The sequence below is a fragment of the Streptomyces sp. ALI-76-A genome (genome assembly GCF_030287445.1).
GTDB lineage: Bacteria > Actinomycetota > Actinomycetes > Streptomycetales > Streptomycetaceae > Streptomyces.
On record NZ_JASVWB010000002.1, the window covers coordinates 1,124,013 to 1,148,663 of the forward strand.

At 67.9% G+C, this 24,651-nt stretch carries 37 protein-coding genes and 1 pseudogene; 9 read left to right on the plus strand and 29 right to left on the minus strand.

Annotation, left to right across the window (positions count from 1 at the left end; translation table 11 throughout):
* Positions 1-110: 110 nt before the first annotated feature.
* The 12 genes from QQS16_RS05805 to QQS16_RS05860 all read right to left on the minus strand — a co-directional run bounded on the left by QQS16_RS05805 (position 111) and on the right by QQS16_RS05860 (position 9,672).
* Positions 111-542 (minus strand): NADAR family protein, encoded by a 432-nt coding sequence (locus QQS16_RS05805; RefSeq protein ID WP_286060539.1) that lies wholly within the window; start codon positions 540-542, stop codon positions 111-113.
* 220 nt (positions 543-762) lie between these two features.
* Positions 763-2,442, minus strand: a complete 1,680-nt coding sequence (locus QQS16_RS05810; protein WP_286060540.1) for a hypothetical protein — start codon at positions 2,440-2,442, stop codon at positions 763-765.
* 277 nt (positions 2,443-2,719) lie between these two features.
* Positions 2,720-2,908 (minus strand): hypothetical protein, encoded by a 189-nt coding sequence (locus QQS16_RS05815; protein ID WP_286060541.1) that lies wholly within the window; start codon positions 2,906-2,908, stop codon positions 2,720-2,722.
* 43 nt (positions 2,909-2,951) lie between these two features.
* Entirely contained in the window at positions 2,952-3,221 is a 270-nt protein-coding gene (locus tag QQS16_RS05820) for a hypothetical protein (RefSeq protein ID WP_286060542.1), read from the minus strand.
* On the minus strand, positions 3,218-3,772 hold the full coding sequence (locus QQS16_RS05825) for a hypothetical protein (RefSeq protein WP_286060543.1): 555 nt from the start codon (positions 3,770-3,772) through the stop codon (positions 3,218-3,220). The genes QQS16_RS05820 and QQS16_RS05825 overlap by 4 nt, the downstream gene beginning before the upstream one ends.
* 297 nt (positions 3,773-4,069) lie before the next feature.
* Positions 4,070-5,401 (minus strand): PIN domain-containing protein, encoded by a 1,332-nt coding sequence (locus QQS16_RS05830; protein ID WP_286060544.1) that lies wholly within the window; start codon positions 5,399-5,401, stop codon positions 4,070-4,072.
* A 917-nt stretch (positions 5,402-6,318) separates the two neighbouring features.
* The gene (locus tag QQS16_RS05835) at positions 6,319-6,609 is read right to left on the minus strand and encodes a hypothetical protein (RefSeq protein ID WP_286060545.1); all 291 of its coding nucleotides are present in this window, start codon (positions 6,607-6,609) and stop codon (positions 6,319-6,321) included.
* A 148-nt stretch (positions 6,610-6,757) separates the two neighbouring features.
* Positions 6,758-6,970 (minus strand): hypothetical protein, encoded by a 213-nt coding sequence (locus QQS16_RS05840; protein WP_286060546.1) that lies wholly within the window; start codon positions 6,968-6,970, stop codon positions 6,758-6,760.
* A 72-nt stretch (positions 6,971-7,042) separates the two neighbouring features.
* Positions 7,043-7,345 (minus strand): hypothetical protein, encoded by a 303-nt coding sequence (locus QQS16_RS05845; protein ID WP_286060547.1) that lies wholly within the window; start codon positions 7,343-7,345, stop codon positions 7,043-7,045.
* 11 nt (positions 7,346-7,356) lie between these two features.
* Complete coding sequence (locus tag QQS16_RS05850) at positions 7,357-7,569, minus strand: hypothetical protein (RefSeq protein ID WP_286060548.1); 213 nt, start codon at positions 7,567-7,569, stop codon at positions 7,357-7,359.
* Between the two features lie 87 nt (positions 7,570-7,656).
* Positions 7,657-8,802, minus strand: coding sequence for a hypothetical protein (locus QQS16_RS05855; RefSeq protein ID WP_286060549.1), 1,146 nt, complete (start codon positions 8,800-8,802; stop codon positions 7,657-7,659).
* A 114-nt stretch (positions 8,803-8,916) separates the two neighbouring features.
* Complete coding sequence (locus QQS16_RS05860) at positions 8,917-9,672, minus strand: hypothetical protein (protein ID WP_286060550.1); 756 nt, start codon at positions 9,670-9,672, stop codon at positions 8,917-8,919.
* 210 nt (positions 9,673-9,882) lie between these two features.
* Here QQS16_RS05860 and QQS16_RS05865 point away from each other — a divergent pair, with 210 nt between their 5' ends.
* Positions 9,883-11,085, plus strand: coding sequence for an IS110 family RNA-guided transposase (locus tag QQS16_RS05865; protein WP_286060551.1), 1,203 nt, complete (start codon positions 9,883-9,885; stop codon positions 11,083-11,085).
* 337 nt (positions 11,086-11,422) lie between these two features.
* On the opposite strand, the gene QQS16_RS05870 is transcribed toward QQS16_RS05865, so the two are convergent.
* The 11 genes and pseudogenes from QQS16_RS05870 to QQS16_RS43480 all read right to left on the minus strand — a co-directional run.
* Positions 11,423-12,043, minus strand: a complete 621-nt coding sequence (locus QQS16_RS05870; RefSeq protein ID WP_286060552.1) for a hypothetical protein — start codon at positions 12,041-12,043, stop codon at positions 11,423-11,425.
* A gap of 29 nt (positions 12,044-12,072) precedes the next feature.
* A complete protein-coding gene (locus tag QQS16_RS05875; protein WP_286060553.1) occupies positions 12,073-12,384 on the minus strand; it encodes a Panacea domain-containing protein in 312 nt (103 codons plus the stop codon).
* Between the two features lie 10 nt (positions 12,385-12,394).
* Positions 12,395-12,919 carry a hypothetical protein gene (locus QQS16_RS05880; RefSeq protein ID WP_286060554.1) on the minus strand — a complete coding sequence of 175 codons (525 nt, stop codon included), beginning with the start codon at positions 12,917-12,919 and terminating at the stop codon, positions 12,395-12,397.
* Between the two features lie 55 nt (positions 12,920-12,974).
* Complete coding sequence (locus QQS16_RS05885; RefSeq protein ID WP_030213880.1) at positions 12,975-13,232, minus strand: hypothetical protein; 258 nt, start codon at positions 13,230-13,232, stop codon at positions 12,975-12,977.
* Between the two features lie 210 nt (positions 13,233-13,442).
* Positions 13,443-13,847, minus strand: coding sequence for a hypothetical protein (locus tag QQS16_RS05890; RefSeq protein ID WP_286060555.1), 405 nt, complete (start codon positions 13,845-13,847; stop codon positions 13,443-13,445).
* A gap of 1,061 nt (positions 13,848-14,908) precedes the next feature.
* On the minus strand, positions 14,909-15,355 hold the full coding sequence (locus tag QQS16_RS05895; protein WP_286060556.1) for a hypothetical protein: 447 nt from the start codon (positions 15,353-15,355) through the stop codon (positions 14,909-14,911).
* 108 nt (positions 15,356-15,463) lie between these two features.
* Positions 15,464-15,586: a hypothetical protein gene (locus QQS16_RS05900; RefSeq protein WP_256905569.1), complete on the minus strand. Its 123-nt coding sequence runs from the start codon at positions 15,584-15,586 to the stop codon at positions 15,464-15,466.
* Positions 15,587-15,672: 86 nt separating this feature from the next.
* Positions 15,673-16,161 carry a single-stranded DNA-binding protein gene (locus tag QQS16_RS05905; RefSeq protein ID WP_030213869.1) on the minus strand — a complete coding sequence of 163 codons (489 nt, stop codon included), beginning with the start codon at positions 16,159-16,161 and terminating at the stop codon, positions 15,673-15,675.
* A gap of 270 nt (positions 16,162-16,431) precedes the next feature.
* Positions 16,432-16,746, minus strand: coding sequence for a hypothetical protein (locus QQS16_RS05910; protein ID WP_051713629.1), 315 nt, complete (start codon positions 16,744-16,746; stop codon positions 16,432-16,434).
* A 544-nt stretch (positions 16,747-17,290) separates the two neighbouring features.
* Entirely contained in the window at positions 17,291-18,217 is a 927-nt protein-coding gene (locus QQS16_RS05915; RefSeq protein WP_286060557.1) for a hypothetical protein, read from the minus strand.
* 206 nt (positions 18,218-18,423) lie between these two features.
* A pseudogene (locus QQS16_RS43480) lies at positions 18,424-18,648 on the minus strand (hypothetical protein); the annotation flags it as partial.
* On the opposite strand from QQS16_RS43480, the gene QQS16_RS05925 reads away from it, so the two are divergent.
* The 4 genes from QQS16_RS05925 to QQS16_RS05940 all read left to right on the plus strand — a co-directional run bounded on the left by QQS16_RS05925 (position 18,647) and on the right by QQS16_RS05940 (position 20,395).
* Positions 18,647-18,931: a hypothetical protein gene (locus QQS16_RS05925; protein WP_286060558.1), complete on the plus strand. Its 285-nt coding sequence runs from the start codon at positions 18,647-18,649 to the stop codon at positions 18,929-18,931. The pseudogene QQS16_RS43480 and the gene QQS16_RS05925 sit on opposite strands and share 2 nt — an antisense overlap.
* A 77-nt stretch (positions 18,932-19,008) precedes the next feature.
* Positions 19,009-19,257 (plus strand): hypothetical protein, encoded by a 249-nt coding sequence (locus QQS16_RS05930; RefSeq protein WP_286060559.1) that lies wholly within the window; start codon positions 19,009-19,011, stop codon positions 19,255-19,257.
* Positions 19,258-19,380: 123 nt separating this feature from the next.
* A complete protein-coding gene (locus QQS16_RS05935) occupies positions 19,381-19,842 on the plus strand; it encodes a hypothetical protein (protein WP_286060560.1) in 462 nt (153 codons plus the stop codon).
* 139 nt (positions 19,843-19,981) lie between these two features.
* Positions 19,982-20,395, plus strand: a complete 414-nt coding sequence (locus QQS16_RS05940) for a hypothetical protein (protein ID WP_286060561.1) — start codon at positions 19,982-19,984, stop codon at positions 20,393-20,395.
* A gap of 87 nt (positions 20,396-20,482) precedes the next feature.
* On the opposite strand, the gene QQS16_RS05945 is transcribed toward QQS16_RS05940, so the two are convergent.
* Genes QQS16_RS05945 through QQS16_RS05955 form a run of 3 tightly spaced genes read right to left on the minus strand, consistent with a single transcriptional unit; the run spans position 20,483 to position 21,662 of the window.
* A complete protein-coding gene (locus QQS16_RS05945) occupies positions 20,483-20,674 on the minus strand; it encodes a hypothetical protein (RefSeq protein ID WP_286060562.1) in 192 nt (63 codons plus the stop codon).
* A complete protein-coding gene (locus tag QQS16_RS05950) occupies positions 20,671-21,231 on the minus strand; it encodes a hypothetical protein (protein ID WP_286060563.1) in 561 nt (186 codons plus the stop codon). The genes QQS16_RS05945 and QQS16_RS05950 overlap by 4 nt, the downstream gene beginning before the upstream one ends.
* A gap of 2 nt (positions 21,232-21,233) precedes the next feature.
* On the minus strand, positions 21,234-21,662 hold the full coding sequence (locus QQS16_RS05955; protein ID WP_286060564.1) for a hypothetical protein: 429 nt from the start codon (positions 21,660-21,662) through the stop codon (positions 21,234-21,236).
* A gap of 77 nt (positions 21,663-21,739) precedes the next feature.
* Here QQS16_RS05955 and QQS16_RS05960 point away from each other — a divergent pair, with 77 nt between their 5' ends.
* Complete coding sequence (locus tag QQS16_RS05960) at positions 21,740-21,949, plus strand: hypothetical protein (protein ID WP_286060565.1); 210 nt, start codon at positions 21,740-21,742, stop codon at positions 21,947-21,949.
* A 226-nt stretch (positions 21,950-22,175) separates the two neighbouring features.
* On the opposite strand, the gene QQS16_RS05965 is transcribed toward QQS16_RS05960, so the two are convergent.
* Genes QQS16_RS05965 through QQS16_RS05975 form a run of 3 tightly spaced genes read right to left on the minus strand, consistent with a single transcriptional unit; the run spans position 22,176 to position 22,958 of the window.
* Positions 22,176-22,484: a hypothetical protein gene (locus tag QQS16_RS05965; RefSeq protein WP_286060566.1), complete on the minus strand. Its 309-nt coding sequence runs from the start codon at positions 22,482-22,484 to the stop codon at positions 22,176-22,178.
* Positions 22,481-22,639 carry a hypothetical protein gene (locus QQS16_RS05970; protein ID WP_286060567.1) on the minus strand — a complete coding sequence of 53 codons (159 nt, stop codon included), beginning with the start codon at positions 22,637-22,639 and terminating at the stop codon, positions 22,481-22,483. Before QQS16_RS05970 ends, QQS16_RS05965 begins: the two co-directional genes overlap by 4 nt.
* Before the next feature lie 10 nt (positions 22,640-22,649).
* The gene (locus QQS16_RS05975; protein ID WP_286060568.1) at positions 22,650-22,958 is read right to left on the minus strand and encodes a hypothetical protein; all 309 of its coding nucleotides are present in this window, start codon (positions 22,956-22,958) and stop codon (positions 22,650-22,652) included.
* 197 nt (positions 22,959-23,155) lie between these two features.
* On the opposite strand from QQS16_RS05975, the gene QQS16_RS05980 reads away from it, so the two are divergent.
* The 3 genes from QQS16_RS05980 to QQS16_RS05990 are packed head-to-tail and all read left to right on the plus strand — an operon-like array spanning position 23,156 to position 24,627.
* Complete coding sequence (locus QQS16_RS05980; protein ID WP_286060569.1) at positions 23,156-23,479, plus strand: hypothetical protein; 324 nt, start codon at positions 23,156-23,158, stop codon at positions 23,477-23,479.
* A gap of 9 nt (positions 23,480-23,488) precedes the next feature.
* Positions 23,489-24,397, plus strand: coding sequence for a site-specific integrase (locus tag QQS16_RS05985; protein WP_286060570.1), 909 nt, complete (start codon positions 23,489-23,491; stop codon positions 24,395-24,397).
* Positions 24,394-24,627 (plus strand): hypothetical protein, encoded by a 234-nt coding sequence (locus tag QQS16_RS05990; protein ID WP_286060571.1) that lies wholly within the window; start codon positions 24,394-24,396, stop codon positions 24,625-24,627. Before QQS16_RS05985 ends, QQS16_RS05990 begins: the two co-directional genes overlap by 4 nt.
* Positions 24,628-24,651: the final 24 nt, after the last annotated feature.

Genomic DNA, 24,651 nt, shown 5'->3' on the forward strand with positions numbered 1-24,651 from the left:
GTCTTCGCTGCACTGTCTGCAGCATCAGAGCGGGAAGTGAAAAAGGAAGCCCTCCCCGCAGCGGAGCATGACGCTCTGCCGGGGAGGGCTTCCGGTGTGACAACTGACCGTCAGCTGTGGTGTGCGCGAATGGCCATCAACAACTCGCCGAGCATGTTCGCGCCTGGGACCTGCTCGTGCTTCGGACAAAAGCACGAGCCCCAGAACTGGTCATGCCAGTGATTCGTCTCGACGAGCATCAGGTCACCGGTGGCGACGAGCCGCTGGCTCAGGCCGGGGACAGCGAACTTGGCCATGAGCACACGCTGCATGGCCCAGACGCGCATTCCGGTGTTCCAGCCGGGGCGCAGCGTCACCCGGCGGCCCCGCCCCTTGCTTTCGCCGGGAGTCGGAGCACTGAGCACGTGGTTCTGCTCAGCGGGATCGAGGGTCTTCAGCGCGTTGAATGCGTGTTCACCGGAGGCAGCTTCGCGTCCCAGCGGCGGGACGAAGAAGGGCGTCTCATCGAAGTTCGAGAGGAATCCGAGGGTATCAGTGAACATGGGCGTCTGACTGCATTGGGCCACGGTAGTCACTCCTGACGTCTCATGGGCTCATACTTGCGAGTCGTCTCCCGGATCAGCTGTGCTGATCACAGAGCAGTAGAAGCACAGAAAAGAGATTCCCTGCAGTCCACGTGCTCCTCCGGCATTCCGGGTAGCAAGAGAAGAACCCCGGCCTGATGCCGGAGCACCAGGTCGGGGTCCTTGTAGAGATTTGGCGTCAGTGAGTCCTCTGGGGCAGTCGCAGCCCGTCCATGCCCAGAGCATCCGAGTGGAAGCTGACTTCCATGGCGACCAGCCCGTCGACGACTTGCTGGGCCGCTTCGCCGAGCTCGCGCACGGCGTCGCGGTTGTACTTCCCGAGGATCTGCTCTACGCCATGCGACTGCGTGATCTGCAGGTTCAGACGCACGCGGCCGTCCGCTTCGCAGACCGCGGCGAACACGTCCAGCTCCAGCTCGCCGGCGTACTCGCCGATGCAGTTGTTGAGCATCGCACCCCAGCGGGAGAGCGTCTCGGCATCACGGGCGACGATGAGGCTGAGACCGGGGGCTGCTTCCCGACCATCCAGCAGTGCGGCCGTCTGCAGTGCCCATTGGTGGCGCTGGGCCTGCTTCGCGATCCGCTCGAGACGGCGGGCCTCCTCGCGTTCGTGGCGCTCACGATCGCGGGCAGCCATCAGCTCGCGGCGACGGTCCTCGATCAGACCCAGCGCCTGCACGCGGAACGCCTCGTCCTTCCAGAGGTCCCAGTCAGCGACCTGGGCCGTGCCCCCGGGAAGCAGCCGGATCTCGCGGTTGTAGTGCTCCATCTCGCGAAGGGCGTAGATCTCCTCCTGTATGACGCACTGGGCCGTGCGGCCCCGGGGGTCGTGCCAGCGCTCGATTGCAGGCAGGTCCCGGACCAGGTGCTCGAGGTCACGGGAGCCGCGGACCCGGCGCTGCCCGCGGGCAGCGATGATCTCCGGAAGGAGGTCGAGGTCACGGGTGACGGCCAAACGGTGAGCCGTGTAGTTGGCTGCGTCGGCCAGCGTGCGCCGCGCCTGGTGGACGGGCTCCTTGAGGATCCGTCGCAGCACCGGCTGCGGAGTCCGGCGCAGGATCGAGCGGATGCCTCGCCGCTGCAGGGATGTGAGCGAGCGCTCGCGCATCAGGCTGCGGCCGCTGGCTGATTTCGTGGTGCGCATTGTGTCGATGAGCCAGTCCACGGGCACCAGCCCGCGGAACATGGCGAACCAGTTCAGGGTGCTGATGTCCAGACGCTCCACCTCGCGGGCCAGCGGCCGACGGTAGACGCGCACGCCGAAGAGGTTCTTCGCGACCTGCGCATGGTCGTGGGCATCGAGATAGGGCAGGTAGTCGGAGGCCGGACGATCCTGCCGGTCGTCCTTGAGCAGCGGGAAGCGGTCGTTCCTGTTCGGCAGCTCGCCGATGTGTTCGCGGATCGCGGCGATCGCCTGGCCCACGGCGTTGTCGACTCCCTCGGGCTCCGGTCCTTCGAGCCTGCGGGCCTGCGGGTTGCTGCGCATCCACCGCTGCAGTGTCCTGGACAGCCCGTGGATCCAGGACTCGACCACGGTCTCGGAGAAGACATGGCGGGTGGTGGATTTGCCGGTGCGGCGGTCGATCTCGCGCAGGACGACGAGGTCCTTCTTCGTGCGGGCCATCGACGTGAGCTTCTCGGATGTCCAGTAGTGGAATGCCTTGCCCGAGGCGCGCATGCGGTGCACGCGCCTGTAGAGCGAGACGGCGACGGACGTCCGGCCGTCAGGTAGAGCCCGCGCCAGGATCCTCAGGCTGATGCCGGAGATCGCCCCTTCGACTGCGGCGACACCCTGCTCGGCAAGGGCGTCGTCGACATACTTGATGTAGAGCAGGGCGTGCTCGGTGCGCTCGGGCATGGCGGTCTCCCCGGGAAGATGCGATGGATTCGGCAGTGAGACCCCCGGCGCTGCCTTGCAGCGCACTACCCGCGTCTCATCCGATTCCTTCTCCCCCAACTCGCCCCCCTGTCAGGCCATTCGGGATCGCCTGTCGATTCGAGGCCATGTCATTCGAAAGACCTTTCGACAAGGATTGCACAGCCCGACTGACTCGGAGTGAGAAGCTGGGGCTGAGCGTGCGAAAAAGGAAGACCCCCGCCAACGGTCCCTGCGGGGGTCTTGGCTGTGCTGTTCGTCAGGCGACGCGCTCGATGCGCGTGGCCCCGGAGCCGTCCTGGAGCCCGGTGACCAGGTCGTACCAGGAATCGCTGCCCAGCCGGACCAAGGTCTCTTCCTCCCGACCTCCCCAGCCGGGCTTGACGACGACCTTGTCGCCGACCTGAAGGTTCGCAAGATCATTCGTGCTGATGGTGCTGGTGCTCATTCATGGCGCTGTGCTTCTTTCGGATCGAATCTGGACTACGGTTTCAGTTCTGGGTCGCGCTCATGAGCGCCTTCCTCGCGAGGCGCTTGTCGGCAAGAGCCCGAAGGGTACGCAGGAGGATCCACCAGCACACGCCACTGAAGGCGATGCTGACGATGATCGGCGTGTACTGGCCGGTCATGACGCAGAAGACCGCAGCCGGCGCGAGGACGATCACGTTCGTCGCAATCATGAGGGTGAGCAGCACCCGGCCGATCGTCTTGACGGCGCGGTCGCGCCACGTCGAACCCGCGGTGCTGGTGGTGGCGTTCATGCGCTGGGTCCTTCCTCGACGATGTAGATCTTCTCGGCGACGTAGGCGTCGTCCTGCTCCTCGGCTGCGCTCTCGACCTCATGGGAGATCTGGCTGATCACGGGGATCAGCGTCAGTCGGTCGATCGGGTAGGACGTGCGGATGGTGATCACGGCGGTGGTGAGGCCGGCAGCAGACGGGCACGTCACGCCGTCGAGCTCCGCGTGTGCGCCACGGATGCTGTAGCTCGCCACAATGGGCACCGTGTGCCGCGGCAGCTCGGGCATCTGATCTGCGCGGGCCTGCAACGCGGCACTCACTGCGCCATGAACATCAGCGAACTCGCTGGCGTGCAGGACCACCGGCGCAGCGTGCTCGTAGCCCGCCGCCACCTCGAAGGCGACCCTGGCGGCCTCGACGGCGCGCGTCGGACAGTGCGGTCCCGGGGAGACCTCGTCTCGCCCCGTCATCTCGGAGCACAGGTGGCAGTGCGCGGGCCCCAGGTCCGGAACCCAGTCGCAGCGCATGTGCTCCGTCTGTCGGGGATCAGTGGGTTCGAGGGGCTGGCTCATGGCTGTACTCCTCACGTGGACGTGATCTTTCGAAGACCAGACCGGATCAGCTCAGTTGATCAGGCAGAAAAAGAGAGACCCCCGCCCAGCGAGCATCATGCTCAGCCGACGGGGGCTTTGCGGACTTCAAGGAACCGGCGGGCGGCCAGCCGTTCGGGTCAGCCTGCACCCGGGAGGCGGGGGCGTTACGACGCCGTCCTTGCGGCTCGGTGCGCCCCGGCGACACCGAGCCCGTCCTGCGAGAGCAGGCCAACGGCCCCGCCCCCGCCGGTCGGCGCAGGCCGTGGGGGGCGGGGTTCAGCGCAGGCCCATGCTGGCCTCGATCGCGTCGCCCTCCTCCTGCCCGTCCTGCCAGCAGGGTTCGCATGGGTCGCTCTCGGAGCACTCCGGGCGGGGCTGGCCGTTGGGGCACAACTCACCGGCGGCCCCGGCGAGCTGGGCGGGGGTTCCGCCGGTGCCGCACTCGCACGTGTGAGCACAGCGCTCACAGTCCTCGCAGACCTGGTGCGGGCAGCAACCGCAGGGCAGGAACCGGTTCGGCGGCAGGGTGCAGCAGTGCGTGGCTTCTGCGGCGGCCTCGGCCTCCTCGCGCTTGCTGAGGAGTGCCTTCACGCAGGCTTGGCACGACACTTCGGTGCCGGGGTCCTCGAGGCTGCTCACCGTGTCCCGCGGGAAGTACATGCCGCACGCGCCGGCGTCGCCGATGTCGTCATCGAGCTGCCGGGTGGCGTGCAGGGTGCGGCCGCGGTTCGTCTTCTTCCGGCTCGGATAGCCGTAGGGGTCGGTCTGGCGCTCAAGGGCGGCCAGGGCCTGGCGTACGGCGTCGGCGTCCTCGTCGCTGCGGATCCCGACGGCGCGCAGCGACTGGCACGGCCACGGGTCGCGGCCACCGATCGTGTGCTCGCTGCTGCGGCACTCCGGCCCGTGCGTCCCCTTGCAGACCTTCGGCGTCGCGCAGCACCCGTGCCGGGGCCTGGCGGTCTTCGGGTGCAGGGCGAGCATCGCGCCCTGGAGGCGCAGCACGCCCACCGCGGCGGCTGCCCGGATCGCGTCCTCGTGGGCGTCGAGGAGCGCCTTCGCCTCCTCGTGGAAGACGGGCCTGCCGGCCTCGGGGGCAACGAGCTGGTTGAAGATCGGGCGCCGGGTCTCCCGCACGGTCGGATCCGGGGCCTGCCCGCCCAGCTCGTCGGCCTGGTCGTCCAGCCGCAGAGCGGAGATGAGGATGGCGTCGTGGGTCTTGGAGTCGGCCGTGGCCGGCAGGTTCAGTTCCGTACGGCGCAGGAACTTCGCGGCCCGGCGCAAGGCGGGGATGTCCTGAGCGATCAGCGCGTACATCCGGTCGACGGCGCCGTCCAGCTCCGACTCGATGTGCCCTGCGGCGTAGGCCCACTGCCGGAGCTTCCTGCGGATGGCTGCCGACGCCTCGGGCTTGGTGGTGGGCTGCGCCTCGGCGGCCATGTCGGACGAGACGACCGGCGGCGGGGCCAGCATCTGCGCGAAGGCCAGCGTGGCGGCGGCCGACTCGCCGTAGGTCGGCGCGTTCACGGCAGTCCAGAACGCGTCGCGCACGGCCGGAGGCCAGTCGGCGGGGAGATGGCGGGCGGTCTCAGTCGAGTCGGGCTGGGTCATGTCATCTCCAGATCGGGCGAGTACGGTCGGAGCAGGCCGCCCGTGTCATCAGCACGGGCGGCCAGCGTGTGTGGTGTGGGTGGGCGGTAGACGACTCACCCAGACACGGGCGCGTCGAGGCGGTGTCCGGGGCACCAGATGTGCGGGTGGTCGTGCCAGGGGTGGCCCCAGCACGCGGGTTCCGGCAGCAGTGCCGCCAACGCTCCTGTTCCTCGTCGAAGAAGGCGACGGAGACGAAGTCGGGTGCCGTCTCGCGGAGTATTCGCTTGACGGCTGTGGGTCGACGCGGGTCCTGCCGATGAACGCGATCGGGGCGGGGTCTTTGCCTTCACCCATGGAGAGCGTGACCTCGGTACTCAAGCGCTCACCGACGGCGGGAGCGCCTGGGTCACTGCCGTACCTCGGGGCATCGACGTAACCCGCTTGACCTCGGGGGACGCGCATCTCAACGGAGATCATTCCCGCGCTCTCGCGGGTCCTGGCTGGCATCCGTTGCTGGGCTCAGGGGCTCGTCAGACCGAGCCGTGGAGCTGCCGGGAGACGGTGGCAAGGGAGTACCCGCAGCGTCCGGCACTTCCTACTTCGCACTGGCTTCGTCGGCTACTACGACGCACTCAGCCTTGCCCATCCAGCTCCTCCACCACACGGTTCCCGGCATGCCACAGTTCGGCCCGACCGCGTGCCGATCGGCGTAGACGTAGGAATCGACTACGGCGCGCATGTGGTCGTCGCAAACGAACGCGCCCTGCGCCCGCCGGTTGGCGACGCGAGCCGCCAGGCGATGTGCCACGCAGGGCTCTGTCCGCACGGTTCAGTGCCGCTCGTGCCTGGCTCGGCCTCGGTGTAGCCGCACGCCGGTTCACTCGTGTCCGGCGAGGGCGTGAGTTCCGGGAAAAACTCAGAACCGGTGTTTTCGCTCACATGCTCTCCTTGGACAAGTAACTCGGCGTCGGATGATGGCGGTTAGAGAAGCGTGCGGACCGTTCCGTCGGCGCAAAGGCCATTCTTTCATCGGTGCCCCACCTCCAGTTCGGGGCGTCGCAGCGCAGTTGGTGCCTCACGGGGACCGGAGTGAACGGCTTGCCGTGCATCTCGGTGACGCGGCGGAGGCCGCCGTTCCACATCTCCGCGTCCAGGCGCTTGTTCTCGTACGCGGCACCCCGGCCGTTCAGCGCGGCCTGGCAGAAGGGCTCGACGAGGTCGTCCATGACCCGGAGGCCGGCGGGAGACATCCACATCGGGGGCTCAGCGCGGGTCTCATCGATGTTGTTGCCGACCCGGTCTCCGCTCGCCATGGTCGGGGCAGTGATCGCCACCCCCGGCGCGAGGCTGCTCGCGTACAGGCGCACTAGGGGGTCAAGGTGCAGTGCGATTCAGGCAGTCGGGGCACCAGCGCTCGCCCGGCTTGCCGAGGCTGAGCGACACGTTCTGCTTCGGACTCGGCATAATGATGCCTTCGTCGCTGCGGCAGGCGATGGCCTGGAACTCCTCGACGACGCGGCCCACAGGCTTGTGCCAGATCAGCGTGTCTTCGCCGCGGCCTCGAACTGTCTCCGGTACTGCGATCACGGTCACTGTTGTCGTTGCCGCGGTTGATGATGTCGGCGAGGACGCGGCGCTGGGCAGCTCGCGTCCGGGGCATCAGGCCCAGGTGGACGGCTCCCAGTTGCCAGACTGTCCGTCGATGCACACGCACGACTGGGCGCCCGACGTGCCGGGCTGGCATTCGTCGCTCCCGACGGTGAGGCAGTCGTCGCCCTCGTGGCAGACGGGGCAGATCCAGCCGGTGCCGCCGCAGCCATCGCGGTCGACAATGTCCTCGGCCATGTTGGTCCGGCAGGTGGTGGGGATCGGGCGGACGAGCACGGTCTCGGGCTCGCCGTTGAAGGTCAGAATCTTCTCGACTGTGGCATCGGGACGGGTCTTGCGGATTGTGTCGCTCATGGTCGTTGTCCTCACTTCTCGGTGGTGGCACCAACTGCGTCGCGGTGGGCATTGATAAGGGTGATCTGCTGCTCGTTGGGCAGTTGATCGAGGAACTCGGCGTCGCCGTACCGCTCCTCCTTGACGGCCAGCGCCTCTGCCTCGGTGGAGCCGGTGATCCGGCCCCGACCCCCGCTGTACTGGGTGGCGCGCGTGAAGCGGGCGGCGCTGACCGCGCGCCGCATGCTGGCCTTGTGGCGCCGGACCAACCGGCCGCGCGCCGCGGTGACGTTACCGTCATCGTGTCGGATCCCGTCTCAGTAGCCCTTGTCTCAGTAGCCCTTGAGGGCCGCCGCGCGGGCCTGCGCTTCGGCGTCACGGACGGGGATGGTGGCGAGGAGTTCGCCGGGGCTCGCGGCCCTGGCGAGGGCCTTGGTACGGGCCGGGTCGGCGTACAGGGCCCATACGTCGCCGCCCATCCGAGGCCGGTAGGAGAGTTGCCAGAACCGCCGGTTGGCGTAGCAGATCTGCCAGGAGCGCGGGCCGGACGGGTGCGCGCTCACACCGGCCGGAAGGTCCGGCAGTTCCGGCGCGGGACCGTACGCGCGGTCTATGTAGGCGAGGTGTTCGGCGGTCGGCACGATGGCGACGCGCACCGTGTGCGGCCACCGGTGCCCGTCGAGCAGCATCGGCGCCCACTCCTTCCACTGCGCCTCGCTGCTCGCGCTGCCGGTGTACGGCGCCCAGGCCGCGCCGCGCGCGTAGTTGAATCCAAGCCGCATCAGGTGCCACCCGGCGGCGATCTTCAGTCCTTCCGTGTTCGCGCCGTCGGTGATGGCGTCCAGGTAGATCCCGGCCGGGTCGTTCTCCCGACCGGCTGGGCCGCGCTCCGTGAGCGGGATCATGTGGCGTTCCGCCGTGCTGCCCTCGGCGGTCATCAGCCGCAGCGTGGCGCCCCCACCGGCGAGCGGGTACGCCATCCGGATTTCCGCGACGGTCGGCAGGGCGGCGAGTTGGCCCGCACGCATCCGCTCTAGCCGCTCATCCATGGTGGCCGCCACCTGGGTACGCTCGCCGCCCTCGGCGGCCATACGCCGCGCGGCGCCGTGTGCACGGGTGCCCTGGTCGCGAGTTGCCGGCGCGGCCGTCACGGCGGCCGTCTTCTCCCTCTCGTGGGCAACCGCGCCGACCGCGAGCGCGAGAGCGCCCTTACGGGTGGTGCTGTGGCTGCCGACCTGCCGCCGCTCGCCGCCGACTTCGCGCACCTGCCAGAACAGCATCCCGCGTTCCGATACCTGGTAGGCGGCATACGTGCTCTGTGGAAACTGGCGCCCGTTGAGCGTCTCGCCGGGCAGCGTGAACAGCCAGCCGTCGACGCCGTACTCGGTGCCCTCCGGCGCACGGCCGTTGGTCGGCGTGTACCGGGTGTATTCGGGCTCGACGGTCTCCCGGACGATGCTGCGGGCCTGCGTGGTCATGCTGGGTTTCCTCTCGGGTTGCTGCCGTGGTCGGGTGTGTGCTCAGTGCCCCCGGCCGGTCTCGACCCGGCCGGCTCGCCCGCACTCGTCGCAGGGTCGGGGGCGCCATGTGGGCTAGAACGGGGGGCAGCACAGGGGGCCGGCGCACTCGTGCGCGGCGGCTTGCGCCTGCGCGGCCTGGCGCTCGCGCTCGGCCTGATCGCTGCGCATGATGCGCCGGGCAACACACGGCGCGTTGTCGCACGTGGTGTGCCCCTTCAGGGCGTCGGTGGAGTCGTCGAAGACCTCGATCAGCCCGTAGTCCTCGCACCAGCCGCACAGCGGCTCCGGGGCGTGCAGGCTCTCGCCGTCCACGCACCCGATCCAGCTGGACGAGTCGTACCAAGCGCCCTGCCCGTCGGCCTCGATCCACTCGATAACGCGCACGCAGTGCAGACAGGTGTACTCAGGCTCCGGCACCGTCAGCCCGAAGTGGTCGGCCACGGCGGCAGCACACTGCCCGGCCTGCATGCCCGCGCTCGCCGTGGGCTTGTGCTCGTCGCCAAACCCGTTGAACACGAACCGGGTTGACTCGTCGTCGGTGACCGTGGCGGCCACGGCCCACAGTGCGACCGTGGGCAGGTCGTAGTGATCGGCGAACCGGCGGCCCTCCGAGGTGCGGGCGGACGGGTCGGCCACACAGTGGATCCACACCCGTGCACGCCCCGGCACGCTGCACACCAGGTACTCCGTAGGCAGCCCGCGCCACGGCTGGTCCACGTGGTGCACGATCCCGAGCGCTTCGAGCGCCTCGCGGAGCATGGCGCCGGTGTGGCCGTCGTACGCGGGGCGCGTCTTGGTGAGGCTGGGGCGTGCGGTGAGCGTGGACATGCGGGGTTCCTTAAGAATGTTGGCGGTCCGGGAGGACCGGGTGTGGCTGATGCGAGGTTGCCGCTGATGGCTCAAGGAGAATGGCCGCCCGGTCCTCCGGGACGCTCCGACCACTGATTGAGAACTGCGGTCATCGCTGCTTAAGGACCTGTCGGCGGAGTGTTCTTCGGACCACGGAAATGCTGGTCCGAAGGGAACGGAACGACAGGATTGAGCACGTCTCACAAGCGGATATGGGTCGGCGTCGATGCCGGCAAAGGGCATCACTGGGCGGTGGCCGTGGATGCCGACGGCGAGACCCTGTTCTCGACGAAGGTGATCAACGACGAAGCCCAGATCCTCACGCTCATCGAGACCGCTCGCGAGAGGGCCGACGAGGTGCGGTGGGCAGTGGACATCAGCGGCCGGGCCTCCACCCTGCTGTTGGCCCTGCTCGTCGCCAACGGCCAGCGGGTCGTCTACGTACCCGGACGCACCGTGAACCGCATGTCCGGCGCCTACCGCGGAGAGGCCAAGACCGACGCCAAGGACGCGAAGGTCATCGCCGACCAGGCACGCATGCGCCGGGACTTCGCGCCGCTGGAAACACCCCCGGAGCTGGTCTCCACCCTTCAACTGCTGACGAACCACCGCGCCGACCTGATCGCCGACCGTGTCCGGCTGATCAACCGGCTCCGCGACATGTTGGTCGGGATCTGTCCCGCCTTGGAACGAGCCTTCGACTACTCCGCGGCCAAGGGCCCCGTCGTCATGCTGACCGAGTACCAGACCCCGGCCGCCCTGCGGCGGATCGGCGTCAAGCGCCTGACCACCTGGCTGGAGCGGCGCAAGGTCCGCGGGGCCTCGGACGTCGCGGCCAAGGCTGTGGAGGCCGCCCAGTCCCAGCAAACCGCCCTGCCCGGCGAGAAGCAGGCCGCCAAACTGGTCTGCGACCTCGCCCACCAGCTCCTGGCCCTCGATGAGCGGATCAAAGACAACGACCGGGAGATCCGCGAGACCTTCCGCACCGACGACCGCGCCGAAATCATCGAATCCATGCCCGGCATGGGACCGATCCTGGGCGCCGAGTTCGTCGCCATCGTCGGCGACCTGGGCGGCCACAAAGACGCCGGCCGCCTCGCCTCCCATGCCGGCCTGGCTCCGGTCGCCCGAGACTCCGGCCGCCGCACCGGCAACTACCACCGGCCCAAACGCTACAACCGCCGCCTTCGACACATCTTCTACATGTCGGCGCAGACCTCCATGATGCGGCCCGGCCCCTCCCGGGACTACTACCTCAAGAAGCGATCCGAGGGTCTGCTGCACACGCAGGCTCTGCTCTCGCTTGCCCGCCGCCGGGTCGACGTTCTGTGGGCAATGCTGCGTGACAAAAGGCTCTTCACCTCCGCCCCACCCGTCACGCAGGCGGCTTGACACGGTCATTGAGATTCTCCTCGGGATTGGTGCGTGTGCCGTTGTCGGCGGCGCTAGCCGGGGTCAGTCCGGCGGTGGCTGCCAGGGCGCGCACCGCGCGGCGCGGCTTCGGGGGCTGCGTGGCCGGAGCGGGGGCCGGGGGGGGCATTGCCGTCGTGCAGCTCGGCGACCGCCGCGACGCGGGCCGTGCACGGGCCCTCATGCCCTGAAGACCAGACCGGATCAGCTCCGCTGATCAGGCAGAAAAAGTGAGACCCCCGCCCGGCGAGCATCATGCTCAGCCGGCGGGGGCTTTGCGGACTTCACCTGCCGACGTCCAGAGGTGAGCCCCAGTCGGCTACGGCTGAATGCTGCCGTCCGGCACGAGGATCGTGATCCGGTCCTGGCACAGCTGCTGGCCGCCGTTCGAGAAGAGACCACTCAGGCTTCCTGCGTCCGTGCCTTCCTGGTCGGGCCCGATCTTCAGCCGACTCCTGTCGTGCGGGTCGCCGGTGTAGCTCGGCTTCGAAGGGTCGATGGGCCGGACCGTGCAGCGCAGCCGCTCCAGCCGCGGCGTCCGGTCCGCCTCGTGCGGATCGATGATCCGGACCGTGATGTCGTTGGCGAAGGTCTTCTGGTACCAGAGGAAGCCCGTCGGCCTCTGCTCCTGGGTGGTCACCGTGCCGGGCACGACGACGTCCTGGTCCTGGACCGTCGTGAAGTCGAAGCTGATGTCGGACGAATACTCCGAGGCGGTCGTGGCCCTGTAGTAGCTGCCGTCGGCGCGCTGGGCGAGCCTCAGCACGGGGTCCGCGGCGTAGACGATCTTCGTGTTGGCCATGGCAGCGCGGTCCTGAGCTTCCTGGCTTCTCATCTGGTTGCCCCAGATGACCAGGCTCGCGACCAGGGCGGCGATGGCCGCGATCGCGATCGCCCAGCCGCGAAGGAGTGAGCGCCTGCGTAAGGGGATGTTGTACATGGTGGTGGTCTCTCTCTTTCTGCTGGTGCTCAGGCGGTTCCGAGGTCGCTGCGCACGCGCAGCCGCTTGGCGAAGAAGCCGGCCTCGATCTCGAAGTGGCCCTGGTGCAGCTCGTAGAGCGCAGGGCAGACGGGCCCGGAGGCCCAGGCCCGGATCGCTTCCGGGAAGAGGGCGCTGCCCTCCCAGGCGAGATGCCAGGCTTGGCAGTAGTAGACGAGCTTCTGGAGCTTCATCGCGGTCATCGCCGGCCGATCGGGCTCGGCCGCGGCGTGCTTCTGCAGGATGTACTCGGTGACGTCGAAGACGGATGTCTGAGACTGAGCGATGGTTCCAACCTTCATTCCGCTTCGATCACCACCAGTGCCGGAACAGGTAGTCGCCGCACGGCAGTTCGCCGCGGCGGATCAGATCGGCCAGGACCAGCCGCAGCGACGGCGAGAAGGCGCGATCGGCGAAGAACCGGTCCTCGAACACGGCGTTCTCAAGGTCTTGCGTCGCCGGCGGGTTCGCCTCGACGGTGGCTGGTGTGTTTTCGTCGGCGAGGCGGATGCTCAACCAGTAGTCCAGCTCCGTCATGCCGGTCTTGAAGGCGCTCTCGCCGGTGCGGGAGTCCCAGCCCAGGTAAATCTCGGCGTCGTCGAGGTCGCCGAGTGCCTGCAGGTAGTCCCCGTCGGAGGTGAGCTCGTAGAGCTTCACGCTGTCATTGCCGATGTGCTCGTCGTCCCGCTGGCATCCGCGCAGCGAGCTGTACGGCTTGCCGTAGACGCGCTCGGCGATGGCCTCGATCGCAATGCATCCGTTCTCGGCGGTCACAAGATCAGCGTGCGGTCCCAGCGTGTAGACGCTGCGGGGCGTGTATTCGGGTGCATCGGGCATGACGGGGCCTCTTATGTGCGGTTCGGTGATGGTTGCGGGGACGAGCCAGTGCGGCTCAGTGCTCGCCTCGCAGGAGGACCGCCAAGGCCTGAGCATGGGCGTTCTTCGCTTGTTCGACGGCGGCCTGCTCCTGGAGGGAGTGGATCTTCTCCCCCGCCTGGATGCGCTCGTCGACGGCGTCCATGGCGAGAATGACGGCAGCGAGTTCGAGCCGGGCGTCCGCCACGCGGCGCTTCAGCTCGGGGTGCCGCTCGGACATCACGCCCAGCCGGTGGACGGTGTCGATCCTCTGCTCTTCACTGACGGTGGACATAGCGGAACTCGCTTTCTGCTGGGTGGTGTTGAGGGGCGTGGGGTCAGGGATCAGAGCGCAGCGCCACGAGGACGAGGAGGACGGGAGAGGTTCTGGTGCGGGACATGGCGTCTGCTTTCTGCTTCAGTCGAGTGGGGGCGAGAACGAGGAGCCCCCGCACGGCGTGATCCCTGCGGGGGCTGATGGTGCGGATGCGTTGCGCTCGTGGGGTCAGGCCTGGGCCGGTACCCCGGCGAGGTCGACCCTCCGGCCGCGGGCCAGCTCGGCGGCCGGGACGACGATGCGGTAGCCGTCGACCGGGTAGCTCGGGTGGTTGGAGTACACCACGGCGCAGGTCCAGGAGCCGGAGTGGCGCTTGCGCGGCAGCGGCTCCTCCTCGACGCCCTCGGGCAGGAGATCCTTGCGGAACTCGATCGGCACCACGACGACGCGGTACGACTGATCGGTGCGCGGTGGCTCCCACGGCAGCTCGACGACCAGGTCCTTGGGCCACTCTTCGATGGTCACGGGCAGGGTGGACAGGTAGTGGTTCGTCGAGCCCTCGGGGGCCTGGGCCAGCCGGGCCTGCTCCTGCTCTTTCGTCTCGATGAAGCCGATGCGGCTGAGGAAACTCATGGTGTTCAGTGCTCCTGAATCAGTGCTTGGTCCGGACCGCCGGCGTGGGGTCGAAGAAGGCGAGCTCGTCGAGCTCGCAGCTCAGGCCGTGGATGCGCGCGGCCTCCAGGTCGGCGAGGCCTGGTGCACGAGGTCGTCCGGCTTCGTCAGCCAGTGGACGAACACCCCGGTGTCGTCGATGCCGTTCAGGGAATGCCGGACGATGATGCCGATGCTGCCGGGGACCGCGCCGAACTCGTACTCGAGGTATTCGCTGGCCTCGGCGAGGAGCGCGTAGCTGCCGACGGCGGGCCGGACGCGCTGGCCGGGCCTGTCGCCGCGGTCCTCGGGCTTCGGCCTCCGTCTGATCAGGTCCGGCAGGAGGAATGCGAGCCCCCGATCGTCGCGAGGGCCGCGGTGAAGACGATGAGGAGGATGGCAGGCCGGGCATGGCCAGGAGCGTGTTCATCGACGTGGTTTCCTTCGAGACCGCAGTGGAGGGGAAGAGGAAAGGCAGGGCGAAGAAGCCGCTGGTCAGCGCGTCTCGCTGTAGCCGCACTCGGAGCACGTGTGCGTGACCTTCTTGGTCTTCTTGCCGGCGCGGACGCCGTAGGCGTTCGACTCCATGTCGACGGCGCAGTTCGGGCAGGTCATGGCTCGGCTCCTGACATGACGAGGATGTTCTTCAACGCCAGATCCGGATCAGCTCCGCTGATCCCTTGTGCTCACTACCTTCACGGGACGAGCAAGGCGAGCCACGAAGAAGAAAAAACACAGCACCCCGGCGCAGCTGCTGCCCGAAGGCAGAGCGCGCACCGGGGTGCTGGGGAAGCCGGAGCCGCGGAGATCTCCAGGGACGCGCCACAGGGATCAGCTTCAGCACTGAAGGAATCGAACCTTTTCCGCGGTCGGTCTGCACGGTGTGCCCACTGGCGCACGCCGAGGATCAGTCGGCGCACTGCGGATTCGAACCGCTCCGTGCAGAAGTCCATGGCAGCAGGCCTACTCAGCCAATCGCCGTGCAGCTGCTCGGAATTCCTCGAAGGTGACAGAACTGCTGGTACCGGGCCCCACAGGGTTGTTCAGGCACCGCGTAGCGCCCCGGGGGGCGCGAGGGGCGTGCCGCTGATGGTGGGCACGGCCTTGGGTCCGCCGGTGAGGGCGTGCCCCTGCGGCAGGGTCGTGCTGGCCTGCCAGTGCGAGACCCGCCCCTCCGTCGTGCGGGCCGGATACACGTACCGCGAGCTCCCCGCCGGCGACTTGGTGGTGTTCATGGCGTCCAGTAGCGTCCCGGCGACCACCTCGCCGCGCTCCTGCACGCACACGGCGGCCTCCTGCCACATGCCCTTGCCGCTGTTCTTCTCGGCGGGCAGCGTCGTGCACACCAGGAGCCGCTGGCTCGGGGCCTCGGCCCACCGGCCGCCGAGCGCGGTCCCGGCAGCCGGCTCAAGTCGGACGCCCACGATCCGGTCCGCCCGCACCCACTGGTCGCCGATCCGGACCCAGGTCGCGGCAAGTTGTGCTGACATGTCGTTTCTCCTTGTGCGTGAACGCTGCCGGGCGGGTCCGCCAAGGGCCCGCCCGGCAGCGGTGAGGGGCTGAGCCGTTGTCGGCGTCGGCCAGGCCCGTGGGGTGCGTTACTTCCCTCGCTTGCCTGTGAGGTTGATACGGACTCGGGACTGCGGCTTGGTCTCGGCGGTCTTGTCTTGCGGCTTGGGGGTCTTGCCGGTGAGGTTGATACGGACTCGGGACTTGGGCATGTGCTGCTCCTTCGTGTGGTGAAGGCGATGGGGTCCGTTCTGTGAGCTCGGCCAGGCCCGCCGGGGGGGTGGAGTTCTACAGATCGTCAAGCGGTCTGAAAGGGCAGCTGCTCGTCCTGCACGGCGCTGGCGTGCGCGACGGCCGGGGCGGCGGCTGCGACGGGAGCAGCCTGGGCCTGCAGGTTCTGGTTCTGGGCCTCGGCCTTGGTGACGCGCTCGGCCAGGCGGGCCTGCGTGGTGGCGCGGGACTCCAGAAAGGAGATGTTCTGGATCTCGAGCTTGACCTCGAAGACCTCGGCACCGTTCTTGGTGTAGCGGTTCAGGCGGGGCTCATAGCTGAGGCCCACCAGGTCACCCTTGTGCACGTGGGCGAACGGCCCGGTGCCCTGTGTCTCGGCACGGACGAAGGCCTCGAAGGGCAGCGCGTCGGAGATGCGGTTGCCCTGACGGTCGGTGTAGCCGCGGTCGACGAAGGCGGTGAGCATGACCTTCTTGGAGCCGTCCTTGTTCTCGAAGACCTTCGGGTCGTTCGCCAGGCGGCCGATGACGGATGCGGTGCTGTTCGGGTTCGACATGGTGGATTCTCCTTGAATACAGCGCAGCGCCCGGATCGACATCGTCGTCCGCGCGCAGTTGGGTGGGTTGTTGAGATGTTCAGTTGTCTGTCATGCCACCATCCGGATCAGCTTCGCTGATCAGATGATGTTCTCTTTCAACGCTTCATCCGAATCAGCTGTGCTGATCGAATGCTTTGTCATTCCGAGTCCCGAATCGGCTTCGCCGATCAGACTCGTGTTTCTCGCTGGTTTACCGGCCACTTCCCCGACCAGACCCCCGGCGTGATGTCACAGCGTCACCTGCACTTCGTAGGCCGTCGAGCAGTACGGCCCGACGGTGAGTGCGTGCACGGGCGTCACCAGACCTGCCTGCGCCAGGCGCGCCGTCAGGCCGGAGTGCTCGGACCAGTCCTTGATGAAGACGTTCCCGGCCTCGGGAGTGAGACCGTAACCCTGCAGGCTGATCGAGATGGGCTCAGGACCCTCGTCGAGTTCAAGTTCCAGCACACGGTTCTCGTCGTCGTGCACGAGCGCTCCGGTCAGCTTGATGCAGCCGAAGTTGACGGTGACGTCGTGCTTCACGGTGGTCGTGGACTCAGCCATGGTGGTCTCTCTCTTCTCGTGATGTGGATTGTGGACGCCGATGGGCGCGATCAGCTGATGCCTCCTCCGCTTTCGCATGCTCCGTGGGCCTGAAGCACGAGCGATAAGGCGGGGGCGGCAGGCTGGTGGCGGTTCGCGGTCACGGCTGGTCCCCCTGGAGTACGGCGCGCAGCCGGGCGGCCAGGTCGGTGTCCTGACCCTCCAGCAGCACCAGGGCCCGCTCGATGCGCTACTCGGTCGTCAGGCGCCAGCGTCGCTCGAACTCGGCACGGTCGTGCAGCACCTAAATCGCGGTGTTGAGCTGCCGGTTGGTGCGGGTGCGGATGATGCGGAACATGACGTGCTCCTGGTTCAGAAGGTGATCTGTCCGATGGGGTGAGCGACTGCGGCGGCGCCGGCGTTGAACTCGTAGCGGCAGGAAGACAACCGACCTCATGGGCTCCGGCACAGCGGTGGGATTCGCCCACGAAGCGATCGCGCCCGTGGGCGAGGGAGATGCCGAGCCTCTGCAGACCTACTTCCGGATCGACTGCGTCGATCCAGATCAGTCACCGACCGGAACCTGTTCGCGATACAGCTCGCTGATCCGGGCAACGGCTTCAGCTGGAGGCTCATAGACCGGCGGCAGTTCGCTAACTGCGATGTCGAGGTCTCGGGCATCCGGCAACGGTTCAGGTCGGAGCATCGCTGCTCCGGCGGTAGTGCTCAGGTAGAGCTCGATCGCGCGCTCGATACGCCTGTTGCGGGTCAGCACTCTGCTGATGCCGTTGACCTCGTCGAGGTCCAGGTCGAGGGTCACTGCTCGGTTGAGTGCCCGGCGCATGCGGTGCTCGATGGTGCAGTGCGCGTTCAGATCGATGGTGGTGTCCTTGTATCCGAGCAGCACCGCGTCGAAGACGACCTCGATGCTGTCCGGGAGCTGCCAGCCGGGGAGATGCCCTAAGGTGCCGTCCGTCTCGCGGTCGTCGGCGTCGAGCAGACGGTTCCAGTCGTCGCGTCGGCGCTTCCACTCGTCCTTCCGGATCTCCTTCGGTCGGTCAGCCTGGTTCTGGTAGTGGTAGTCGACGAAGAAGGGCCGGCCGTCGGCTTCGAGAGCCAGGAGCGCGTCGGTGTACGCGCGGTTCCCGGCGAAGGGGTACGCCAGCCGGCGCGTGCCGTAGTCGTCGTCGACCTGGCCGAAGACGATGCTGAAGCGCAGCGGGTCGTGGAACGTCATGCGGTCATCGAGCCCGGCCTGCTCGTCGAGCCAGAGCTTCCGGGCCCGGTAGACGGTGTAGTTGTGCAGGGGGCCGCCCATGTCACGTTCGCGCACCTCGGTGTCATCGACGACGCGGGCGACGTTCCTGGCGATGACGGGTACAGCCAGCTCGCGGAAGACCTCGCGCATGCGCTTGGAGATCACGCGGGTGAGTTCGAAGAGGCCGGGCGCGTGCGCGGTCAGCCGCAGCCCGTCGTACAGCTTGGTGCTCATCGGATTTTCCGTTCTCGGGATGCTCCTAGAGCTGTCAAGCAGCTGGAGCGGGGTCGTTTTGAGTGATGTGCGTGGCCGGTGTGCTGGTCAGGGCGCGGTAGACCTCGCGGGCGACGAGTCGCTTGAGGCAGCGCATGATGTCCTTCTTGGACAGCCCGGGTACCGTCGCGGTTGAGGCGGTGACGGTGGGTGCGGCCGGAGGAAGCCGGGATCGGCGCGACCCCGGCGATGTGCGTGAACACCCCCTCGAACCGCATGTGTTTGGGGTTGTCCCCGGCCGAGGCCAGCCGCTGGCCGGATGTCTCTGGGCCGACGCCGAACAGCTCCAGCAGCGTGGGGCCGCCTGCTTGACCAGCGGGCCGATCTCGGCGTCCAGGGCCTGGTGGCGGTGGGCAGTCCGCAGCGCCTTCCTCCGACGCCGAGGTCGCGATGCGCCGGTGTCACGAGCAGATCGACGACGCCAGTACCCGAGGCAACGACCCCGACCTCGACGCCGAGGTGCGCGGCATCTTCGAGGCGAGCGGGCTCGGTCACACGCCGCCCGTCGAGGTCGAAGACCTGCGCGAGACAGGCGGCGACCCGCGAAAGCAGATCGTCTTCGAGATCGTGCTCAAGTCCGGTGAGAACGGCATCGGGCCCGAGGCGATCCGCGACGTCATCGCCCGCCTGCACCCCACCGTCACGCCGCCGCACGCCGCAACGATCGGCAAGTAGGTCGGCGCCGACCCCCGCGTACACCAACCCAAGTACGGCCGGTACGCCGTGCGCCCCTCGAACGGAGACAGCACCTCATGAACCGACGCCTCGCCTGCCTCACCGTCTGCCACATCGCCGCCGTCGCGATTCTCAACCTCGGCGACCTGATCCGCGTGTGCGCGCTGATCGCGATTCCCGTCATCGCCGCATGGGCCGACCCCGTTAGCACGTGGAAGATCGACGCGCCCGCCTCGGGGCTCGCCGTGATCGCTTCGCACTGCAGATCCTCGTCGACAACCTCGTGCGGCTACTCGCCGCCGCAGTGGTCGCCGTCGTATGGGTGACCGCGGGCGGCAGACGTGGGGGCGCGTCGACCCGACATACGTCACGAACAACCGCGGGTTCCTGGCAGGTTGGAAGTCGCAGAATAGGCCGCGCCGATGGCCGTGGAACGCGACAATGCGGTCATGACTGCTTATCTGCTGTCGATCAACGGGGCGTTCACGCAGCACGCGACGATCGAAAAGGCCGGCGAGGCAGCCATCGCGGCGATTGACAGTCGCCTCGATCAGGCGACAAGCACATTCGTGCGCGATGCGAGGTACGTGAAGCGGGCATTCGCCTCCGGAGACGTCAAGGCCGCTACGCGTGAACACGGAGAGTGGTACGGATCCCTGGGCAGTTCCGGCGATGCCGCGATGCATGTCCGAGTGATCGAAGACGTGAACGGGAAGCTCTGGGCGGAAGTAGCAACAGAGGCAGCCACGATCGACGACATGGACGCCGAGCCGGACGCGCACCGCGACACGCTGCTTGGACAGCACTTCGGCGGGCTCAGTGAGGAGTCGGCCGACGCCGTACGACGTGAGATGCAGCGCCGAGAAGACGCCGGGCTGCCCGCAGTACCTGAGATGCACTGGGAAGACTGACCGGCCGCCCCTGCGGGACCCGCTCGGCACCCCGCCGGGCGGGTCCCGCAGGGCGCCGCGGCACATCCCGAACAACCGTGGTTTCTGGCAGGCTTTCGCTCGCAGAACGGCCCGCGCCGATGAACACCGGAGAGACACCGTGACCGAGCAGACCAGCCACCAGGACGACCGCGAGACGCGCGTACGGCGCCCCTTCGGCTATCGGCCGTACCTCGTGCCCAACGACGCGGGGCGCGTGCTCGGCGAGCTGACCGCCATGTACGCCGACGGCGACGTCGACCTCGAGGGGATCGCGATGGTTCTCAAAGCGTCTGACGACGCCGGCCGCACCTTGGAAGACAACGCCCTCGGCGTACTCGACGCGCTGCGTGCCGAGGGCACCCTCGACGCCGCGACGTACGGGCGGCTGCGGGGCGCTGTCGAGCGGGCAGGCGACGAGGCGGGCGTGTACGTCATGAGCACCCGCGAGCGGACAGACGAACCGGTCGGCGAGGGCGGGTTCGTCGAGAACTACACGTCGCGCAAGGGGGACTGGCCGGCGTGTCCCGGCTGACACCGGAACAGGCGGCCGACCGGCTCGGCATCGCCGACGAGCACGTCGACGTGTTCCCCCGGCCGGGGGCGACGGAAGCAGGCGGCGTCAGCTCTCCTCGCTGATCTCGATCAGGTGGGTGCGGATCGCGCCCATCGGGTCCGGCGCCTGCACCCGCAGGCGCACCGGCTCGCCGGGCACGGGCGGGATTGGTTCGACGGTGAGGATGTCGCCGTACTGTGTGCCGGCCTTCTTGTTCAGCGCGGTATGGATCAGTGTGCGCAGCTCGATCGGGCTCATCGCCGGACCTCCTTGACGCTCGGGGTGCCGTTGAACTTCGCGACCCACGCTCCGGGCGGTCCGTTCAGGCGGGCCGTTGCGGTGCCATCCGGGCTCGGCACCCAGCCAGCTATCGCCGTCCGGTGCGCGTCCTCCTGGTCCAGCGCACGGACGGTCGTGGTGATCGGAGCTGTGATCGTGACCGTGAACGTCTTGAGCGGCGGCGCCGTCCTGTGCCACTTACGGTACTGAGCAACGGCGTGCTGGTAGCGCACCAGCTCCCGCACGTAGTGCTCGATGCGTACGAACCCGCGGGCCGCGTCGTGGCCGGTGGTGTCGATGTCGCTGAACCGCACCCACTCTCGAGTACCGACCCCGCAGGGACCCGAACGCTCGTACAGGGTGTCCAGTGGGGCGCCTGCGGCCTTCCCCTTCGCACACCGATCCTTGATGTACTCGGCGTGGGACCCGATCTCTACGGCCCAGGCGACCATGTGCAGGTAGCCGTGATGCTCGGCGGGATCGGTGACGTGGTTGATGGCGCCGCCGTAGGGCGGGTTGAACTTCGGCTCCTGCACGGTCAGCTCTCCTTGATCGCGGTGTCGGGGGTGGTGGTCGGAATGTAGAGACGGCGTCCGTCGACCCGGCACTTCGAGAAGCCGGTCAGGTGCGCGACGCGGTTCGGGTACAGCGGCTCGCCGTCTTCGTTTTGGACGCAGGCCCAGTCGTTGATCTCGTTCGCGGCGGTGTCGGCCTTCGCATAGTCGTCGAAGATCACGCCCATATGCTGCTCGGCCCTGGCCTCCAGCTTCGGGGTGACCGCGACGGCGACCACGAAGTTGGCCAGGTTCTCGTGCTCGACGAGGGTGTAGCCATTGAGATTTTCAGGAGGTGGGGCGGCCGAAGAGCCGGCGCTGATGAGGTCCATGTTGCGTTTGACCATCAGGTCGTAGAAGGCGGCCCGGGCTCGGTTCATCACCTCGATCTCGTCGGCCAGTGCGCCGTGCATGGTCTCGACGGCGACGTTGTCGTTGCTGCCCTCGTTGTCGAAGTCCTCGAAGGCGAGGTATGCGGTGTCGGTGCCGGGTGGAAGGGGTCGAGCCAGACGTCGATCTGCCCGCCGTGCCGCGGATCGACGAGCAGATCTTGTGGTGCGACTGGGTGACCGGTGAGGACGGCGAGGAGTACGAGCGGCAGCGGGAGTACCGTGTGCGCATGGTCGATTGGACCTGTTCCCCCAGCTCGCAGGGGGAGCCGTTCATCCTGCAGAGGCTGGACTACCTGCCCGACGCATAGCGTGGCGAATGGAGCCGCAGCCCGTCGACAAACGTGCGGGTTGCGGGTCGGTGTGCAGGGTGACGGTCGTGACGGTTGCGAGATTGATGTTGGTCGTCAGGCGGCGAGCGGCAGGGCAGCCGACGCTGTTCGTGGTGACCGTCGCGCCGGTTTCCGGGTGAGACGACGGGTCATCAGCGTGATGGACGCCCAGGTGAGCCGCTGAGTTGTTGCGGCGTCCTTGGGTCTACTGTTCTTCGTGACAGAGCCCGTTGTCGATCAGGTACGTTTTGTCGGCAGCCAGCTGCCGGATCTTCTCGATATAGCTGGAGCTGGTCCTGGCCCGTGCTGCGGCTGCGTCCGTGATGATCCTCATTGCGGACTGCCACTCTTCTGCGCTGCCTTCTGCCTGGTGCGCCTGCTGTAGTCGTCCGATCAGGCGGTAGGACCGCACAAGATCCTGGGCCAAGTCGCTAGGTGCGGGAAGCGGCATGTGGTGGAGGCTGCTCCACGGCGTGGTGAGCAGCGCGGTCGAGCTGACAACGGCGATCTTCATTGGTCAGGGGTTCCTCTTGAAGATGAAGAGAACCCGGCAACGGCGGCGGCTAGTTCGTCGCCGCTCTGCTCCCGGGCGTCGATGTCGTCGAGACCTCTCTCCTCCGCGCTCTGGTAGGCGTCTTGCCAGACCTTCTCGTCGTACAGCTCATTCATCGTGGCCCGTTCAGTTGAAGCGGGTGAGGGATGCGTACGACTTCTCGGCCTCGACCCGAACGTTGTGGGCGAGCTGCCTGTCGAACTGGGCGTCCGTCAGCTTCTTCGTACCGTCGGCTGCGGCCACGCCGACGTTCTCGCGGACTTCCTCAGGCCTTGTGAACCGCTGCTCGTCGGCGTCAGCGTCCCAGCGGGAGCACCGTACGGCGTCCTCCCACATCCGGATGCGGACCCACACCTTCTCGATGTCCCGCGCGGTGATCTTCTCAATGCCGACGATCCGCAGCATCTTCGCCAGGTGCTCTTTCACGTCGCTCACCGGTGCCCTCCTACTCGATGATCGCGGCCAGCGTCAGCTCGGCCCACTGCTTCTTGACGTGCGTCTCGTCGTAGGAGCAAAAGGAGCACCGGTCTGTTCCTTAAAGTTCAGCGCTTCTACGGATACGGCCGTGCGCAGTCCCGAACCGCGCCCGGAGGATGAGCTGTTTCCGGCCGCCTGACGGCTAGCTTTCAGGCATGGACGAGAACGACGAGCAGCTCCTCGACTTCGACAAGACAGAGATCGACTGGCGCCCTGAAAGGGCAGCCGAGGCGCTTACTGGCCCGCATGCGGACATCTATCGCAACCATCTGGCAGTCGCCCGGTGGGCCGACGGTTATGCCGAGCGGTACCAGGCGAGCAACGTGGCCGCCGCGTCCCCCGAGCACAGGGACGGGTTCGTGGAGGGAGTTCTGTGGATGGCCGCCTTCCTGCGGCAGGGTGACCTGCTCCCTGACGGTCAGCTGCTGCAACAGGACCAGCCGGGACTCCCGGACCGGGACAGCACGCCCGATTCGTAGAGTGACGGGATGGACTCCCATACCCAGGCCCCGGACCCCTACGCGATCCTGCACGGCTGGCTCGCCGGTTCGTACGTCCGGCCCGACGGCCAGCAGGTCATCGGGCGCGTCTGGGACGAGGACACCAAGTACCGTTACGGCCTCTACCTCGCCGGGATCGACGCCCCGCCCGGCTGGAAGCAGGACTGGTTCACCTACATCGGCGAATTCGTCTGGCACTTCGAGCCCCTGCACATCCAGGACTGGGCCGCACGCCTCACCGCCTTCGACGGTGCCCCGCTCGCCGCCACCTCCCGCGGCCGCGCCGTCTCCGCCATCCGCAGCTTCTACGCCCACTGCGAGGATGACCTCGGCGCCGCCCGCTGGAACCTGCCGCCCCGGCGTGCGCTCGCCGGGCCCACCCCGCCGGCCGCGCGCGAGACCCTCACCCGGTTCCAGACCGACGCGCTGCGCACCGCCGCCGACCGCTACTGCGGCCCCCACCCCGAACGCGCCCGCCTCGCCACCTACATGACCCTCGCGGGCCTGCGCCCGGGCCAGTCCATCGCGGCCGTCATGCAGTACGTCCAGCGCGACGACCAGGCCGGTCCCACCTGGAGACTGCCGGTCAAGAACAACAGCGCCTCCGCCGTCGGCCCGCTCACCTCCATCCCCCGCCCGCTGGTGTGGGCACTGGACGAGTACCTGCCGGTGCGCACCCACAAGGCCCCGCACTCCACCGAGACCGAGGGCCCGCTACTGGTCTCCCGCACCGGCCGCCGGCTCGATCACGTCACCTTCACCCGGCTGCTGCGCGAGGTCGCCGCCGGCCACCCCGACCTCAAAGAGATCGCACCCGCGCTGCACCCGGACGTCGTCGCCCACTCGCCGAGCCCGTTCGCCGACGAGAGCGCCGCGGCCGGCGGAGACGGGCGATGACGGCGTACCGGGCGATCCTCCAGTTCGTGGAGGACGGCCCGGCCGTCACCGGCTCCTGGGACAACCCCGCCGTCGCCCGCACCACGTACAAGGGATGGGTCGGGCTCTACACCCACGACCCCGCCGTCGTTGTCCAGTTCGTCGCCGTCGAGGACGACGGAGCCCAGCGGATCATCCGCAAGTGGGTTGTCGACCGGGAGGTCGTCACCGAACCCGGCGACCCGCTATAGCGTTCCTCACTCGCTGACGGTGCC

Excerpts from the sequence above, each read along its gene's own strand:
- QQS16_RS05980 (WP_286060569.1), top strand. The coding sequence starts at position 23,156 with ATGGACGAGAACGACGAGCAGCTCCTCGACTTCGACAAGACAGAGATC.
- QQS16_RS05945 (WP_286060562.1), bottom strand. The coding sequence starts at position 20,674 with ATGAGCCCGATCGAGCTGCGCACACTGATCCATACCGCGCTGAACAAG.
- QQS16_RS05830 (WP_286060544.1), bottom strand. The coding sequence starts at position 5,401 with ATGACCCAGCCCGACTCGACTGAGACCGCCCGCCATCTCCCCGCCGAC.
- QQS16_RS05925 (WP_286060558.1), top strand. The coding sequence starts at position 18,647 with ATGCGCCGGTGTCACGAGCAGATCGACGACGCCAGTACCCGAGGCAAC.
- QQS16_RS05965 (WP_286060566.1), bottom strand. The coding sequence starts at position 22,484 with ATGAAGATCGCCGTTGTCAGCTCGACCGCGCTGCTCACCACGCCGTGG.
- QQS16_RS05875 (WP_286060553.1), bottom strand. The coding sequence starts at position 12,384 with ATGAAGGTTGGAACCATCGCTCAGTCTCAGACATCCGTCTTCGACGTC.
- QQS16_RS05985 (WP_286060570.1), top strand. The coding sequence starts at position 23,489 with ATGGACTCCCATACCCAGGCCCCGGACCCCTACGCGATCCTGCACGGC.
- QQS16_RS05895 (WP_286060556.1), bottom strand. The coding sequence starts at position 15,355 with ATGTCAGCACAACTTGCCGCGACCTGGGTCCGGATCGGCGACCAGTGG.
- QQS16_RS05850 (WP_286060548.1), bottom strand. The coding sequence starts at position 7,569 with ATGCGGCGCGCGGTCAGCGCCGCCCGCTTCACGCGCGCCACCCAGTAC.
- QQS16_RS05885 (WP_030213880.1), bottom strand. The coding sequence starts at position 13,232 with ATGTCCACCGTCAGTGAAGAGCAGAGGATCGACACCGTCCACCGGCTG.
- QQS16_RS05835 (WP_286060545.1), bottom strand. The coding sequence starts at position 6,609 with ATGGACGACCTCGTCGAGCCCTTCTGCCAGGCCGCGCTGAACGGCCGG.
- QQS16_RS05900 (WP_256905569.1), bottom strand. The coding sequence starts at position 15,586 with ATGCCCAAGTCCCGAGTCCGTATCAACCTCACCGGCAAGACCCCCAAG.
- QQS16_RS05845 (WP_286060547.1), bottom strand. The coding sequence starts at position 7,345 with ATGAGCGACACAATCCGCAAGACCCGTCCCGATGCCACAGTCGAGAAG.
- QQS16_RS05935 (WP_286060560.1), top strand. The coding sequence starts at position 19,381 with ATGACTGCTTATCTGCTGTCGATCAACGGGGCGTTCACGCAGCACGCG.
- QQS16_RS05955 (WP_286060564.1), bottom strand. The coding sequence starts at position 21,662 with ATGCACGGCGCACTGGCCGACGAGATCGAGGTGATGAACCGAGCCCGG.
- QQS16_RS05860 (WP_286060550.1), bottom strand. The coding sequence starts at position 9,672 with ATGTCCACGCTCACCGCACGCCCCAGCCTCACCAAGACGCGCCCCGCG.
- QQS16_RS05990 (WP_286060571.1), top strand. The coding sequence starts at position 24,394 with ATGACGGCGTACCGGGCGATCCTCCAGTTCGTGGAGGACGGCCCGGCC.
- QQS16_RS05910 (WP_051713629.1), bottom strand. The coding sequence starts at position 16,746 with ATGGCTGAGTCCACGACCACCGTGAAGCACGACGTCACCGTCAACTTC.
- QQS16_RS05820 (WP_286060542.1), bottom strand. The coding sequence starts at position 3,221 with ATGAACGCCACCACCAGCACCGCGGGTTCGACGTGGCGCGACCGCGCC.
- QQS16_RS05915 (WP_286060557.1), bottom strand. The coding sequence starts at position 18,217 with ATGAGCACCAAGCTGTACGACGGGCTGCGGCTGACCGCGCACGCGCCC.
- QQS16_RS05855 (WP_286060549.1), bottom strand. The coding sequence starts at position 8,802 with ATGACCACGCAGGCCCGCAGCATCGTCCGGGAGACCGTCGAGCCCGAA.
- QQS16_RS05890 (WP_286060555.1), bottom strand. The coding sequence starts at position 13,847 with ATGAGTTTCCTCAGCCGCATCGGCTTCATCGAGACGAAAGAGCAGGAG.
- QQS16_RS05870 (WP_286060552.1), bottom strand. The coding sequence starts at position 12,043 with ATGTACAACATCCCCTTACGCAGGCGCTCACTCCTTCGCGGCTGGGCG.
- QQS16_RS05825 (WP_286060543.1), bottom strand. The coding sequence starts at position 3,772 with ATGAGCCAGCCCCTCGAACCCACTGATCCCCGACAGACGGAGCACATG.
- QQS16_RS05880 (WP_286060554.1), bottom strand. The coding sequence starts at position 12,919 with ATGCCCGATGCACCCGAATACACGCCCCGCAGCGTCTACACGCTGGGA.
- QQS16_RS05970 (WP_286060567.1), bottom strand. The coding sequence starts at position 22,639 with ATGAATGAGCTGTACGACGAGAAGGTCTGGCAAGACGCCTACCAGAGC.
- QQS16_RS05805 (WP_286060539.1), bottom strand. The coding sequence starts at position 542 with ATGTTCACTGATACCCTCGGATTCCTCTCGAACTTCGATGAGACGCCC.
- QQS16_RS05810 (WP_286060540.1), bottom strand. The coding sequence starts at position 2,442 with ATGCCCGAGCGCACCGAGCACGCCCTGCTCTACATCAAGTATGTCGAC.
- QQS16_RS05930 (WP_286060559.1), top strand. The coding sequence starts at position 19,009 with ATGAACCGACGCCTCGCCTGCCTCACCGTCTGCCACATCGCCGCCGTC.
- QQS16_RS05905 (WP_030213869.1), bottom strand. The coding sequence starts at position 16,161 with ATGTCGAACCCGAACAGCACCGCATCCGTCATCGGCCGCCTGGCGAAC.
- QQS16_RS05815 (WP_286060541.1), bottom strand. The coding sequence starts at position 2,908 with ATGAGCACCAGCACCATCAGCACGAATGATCTTGCGAACCTTCAGGTC.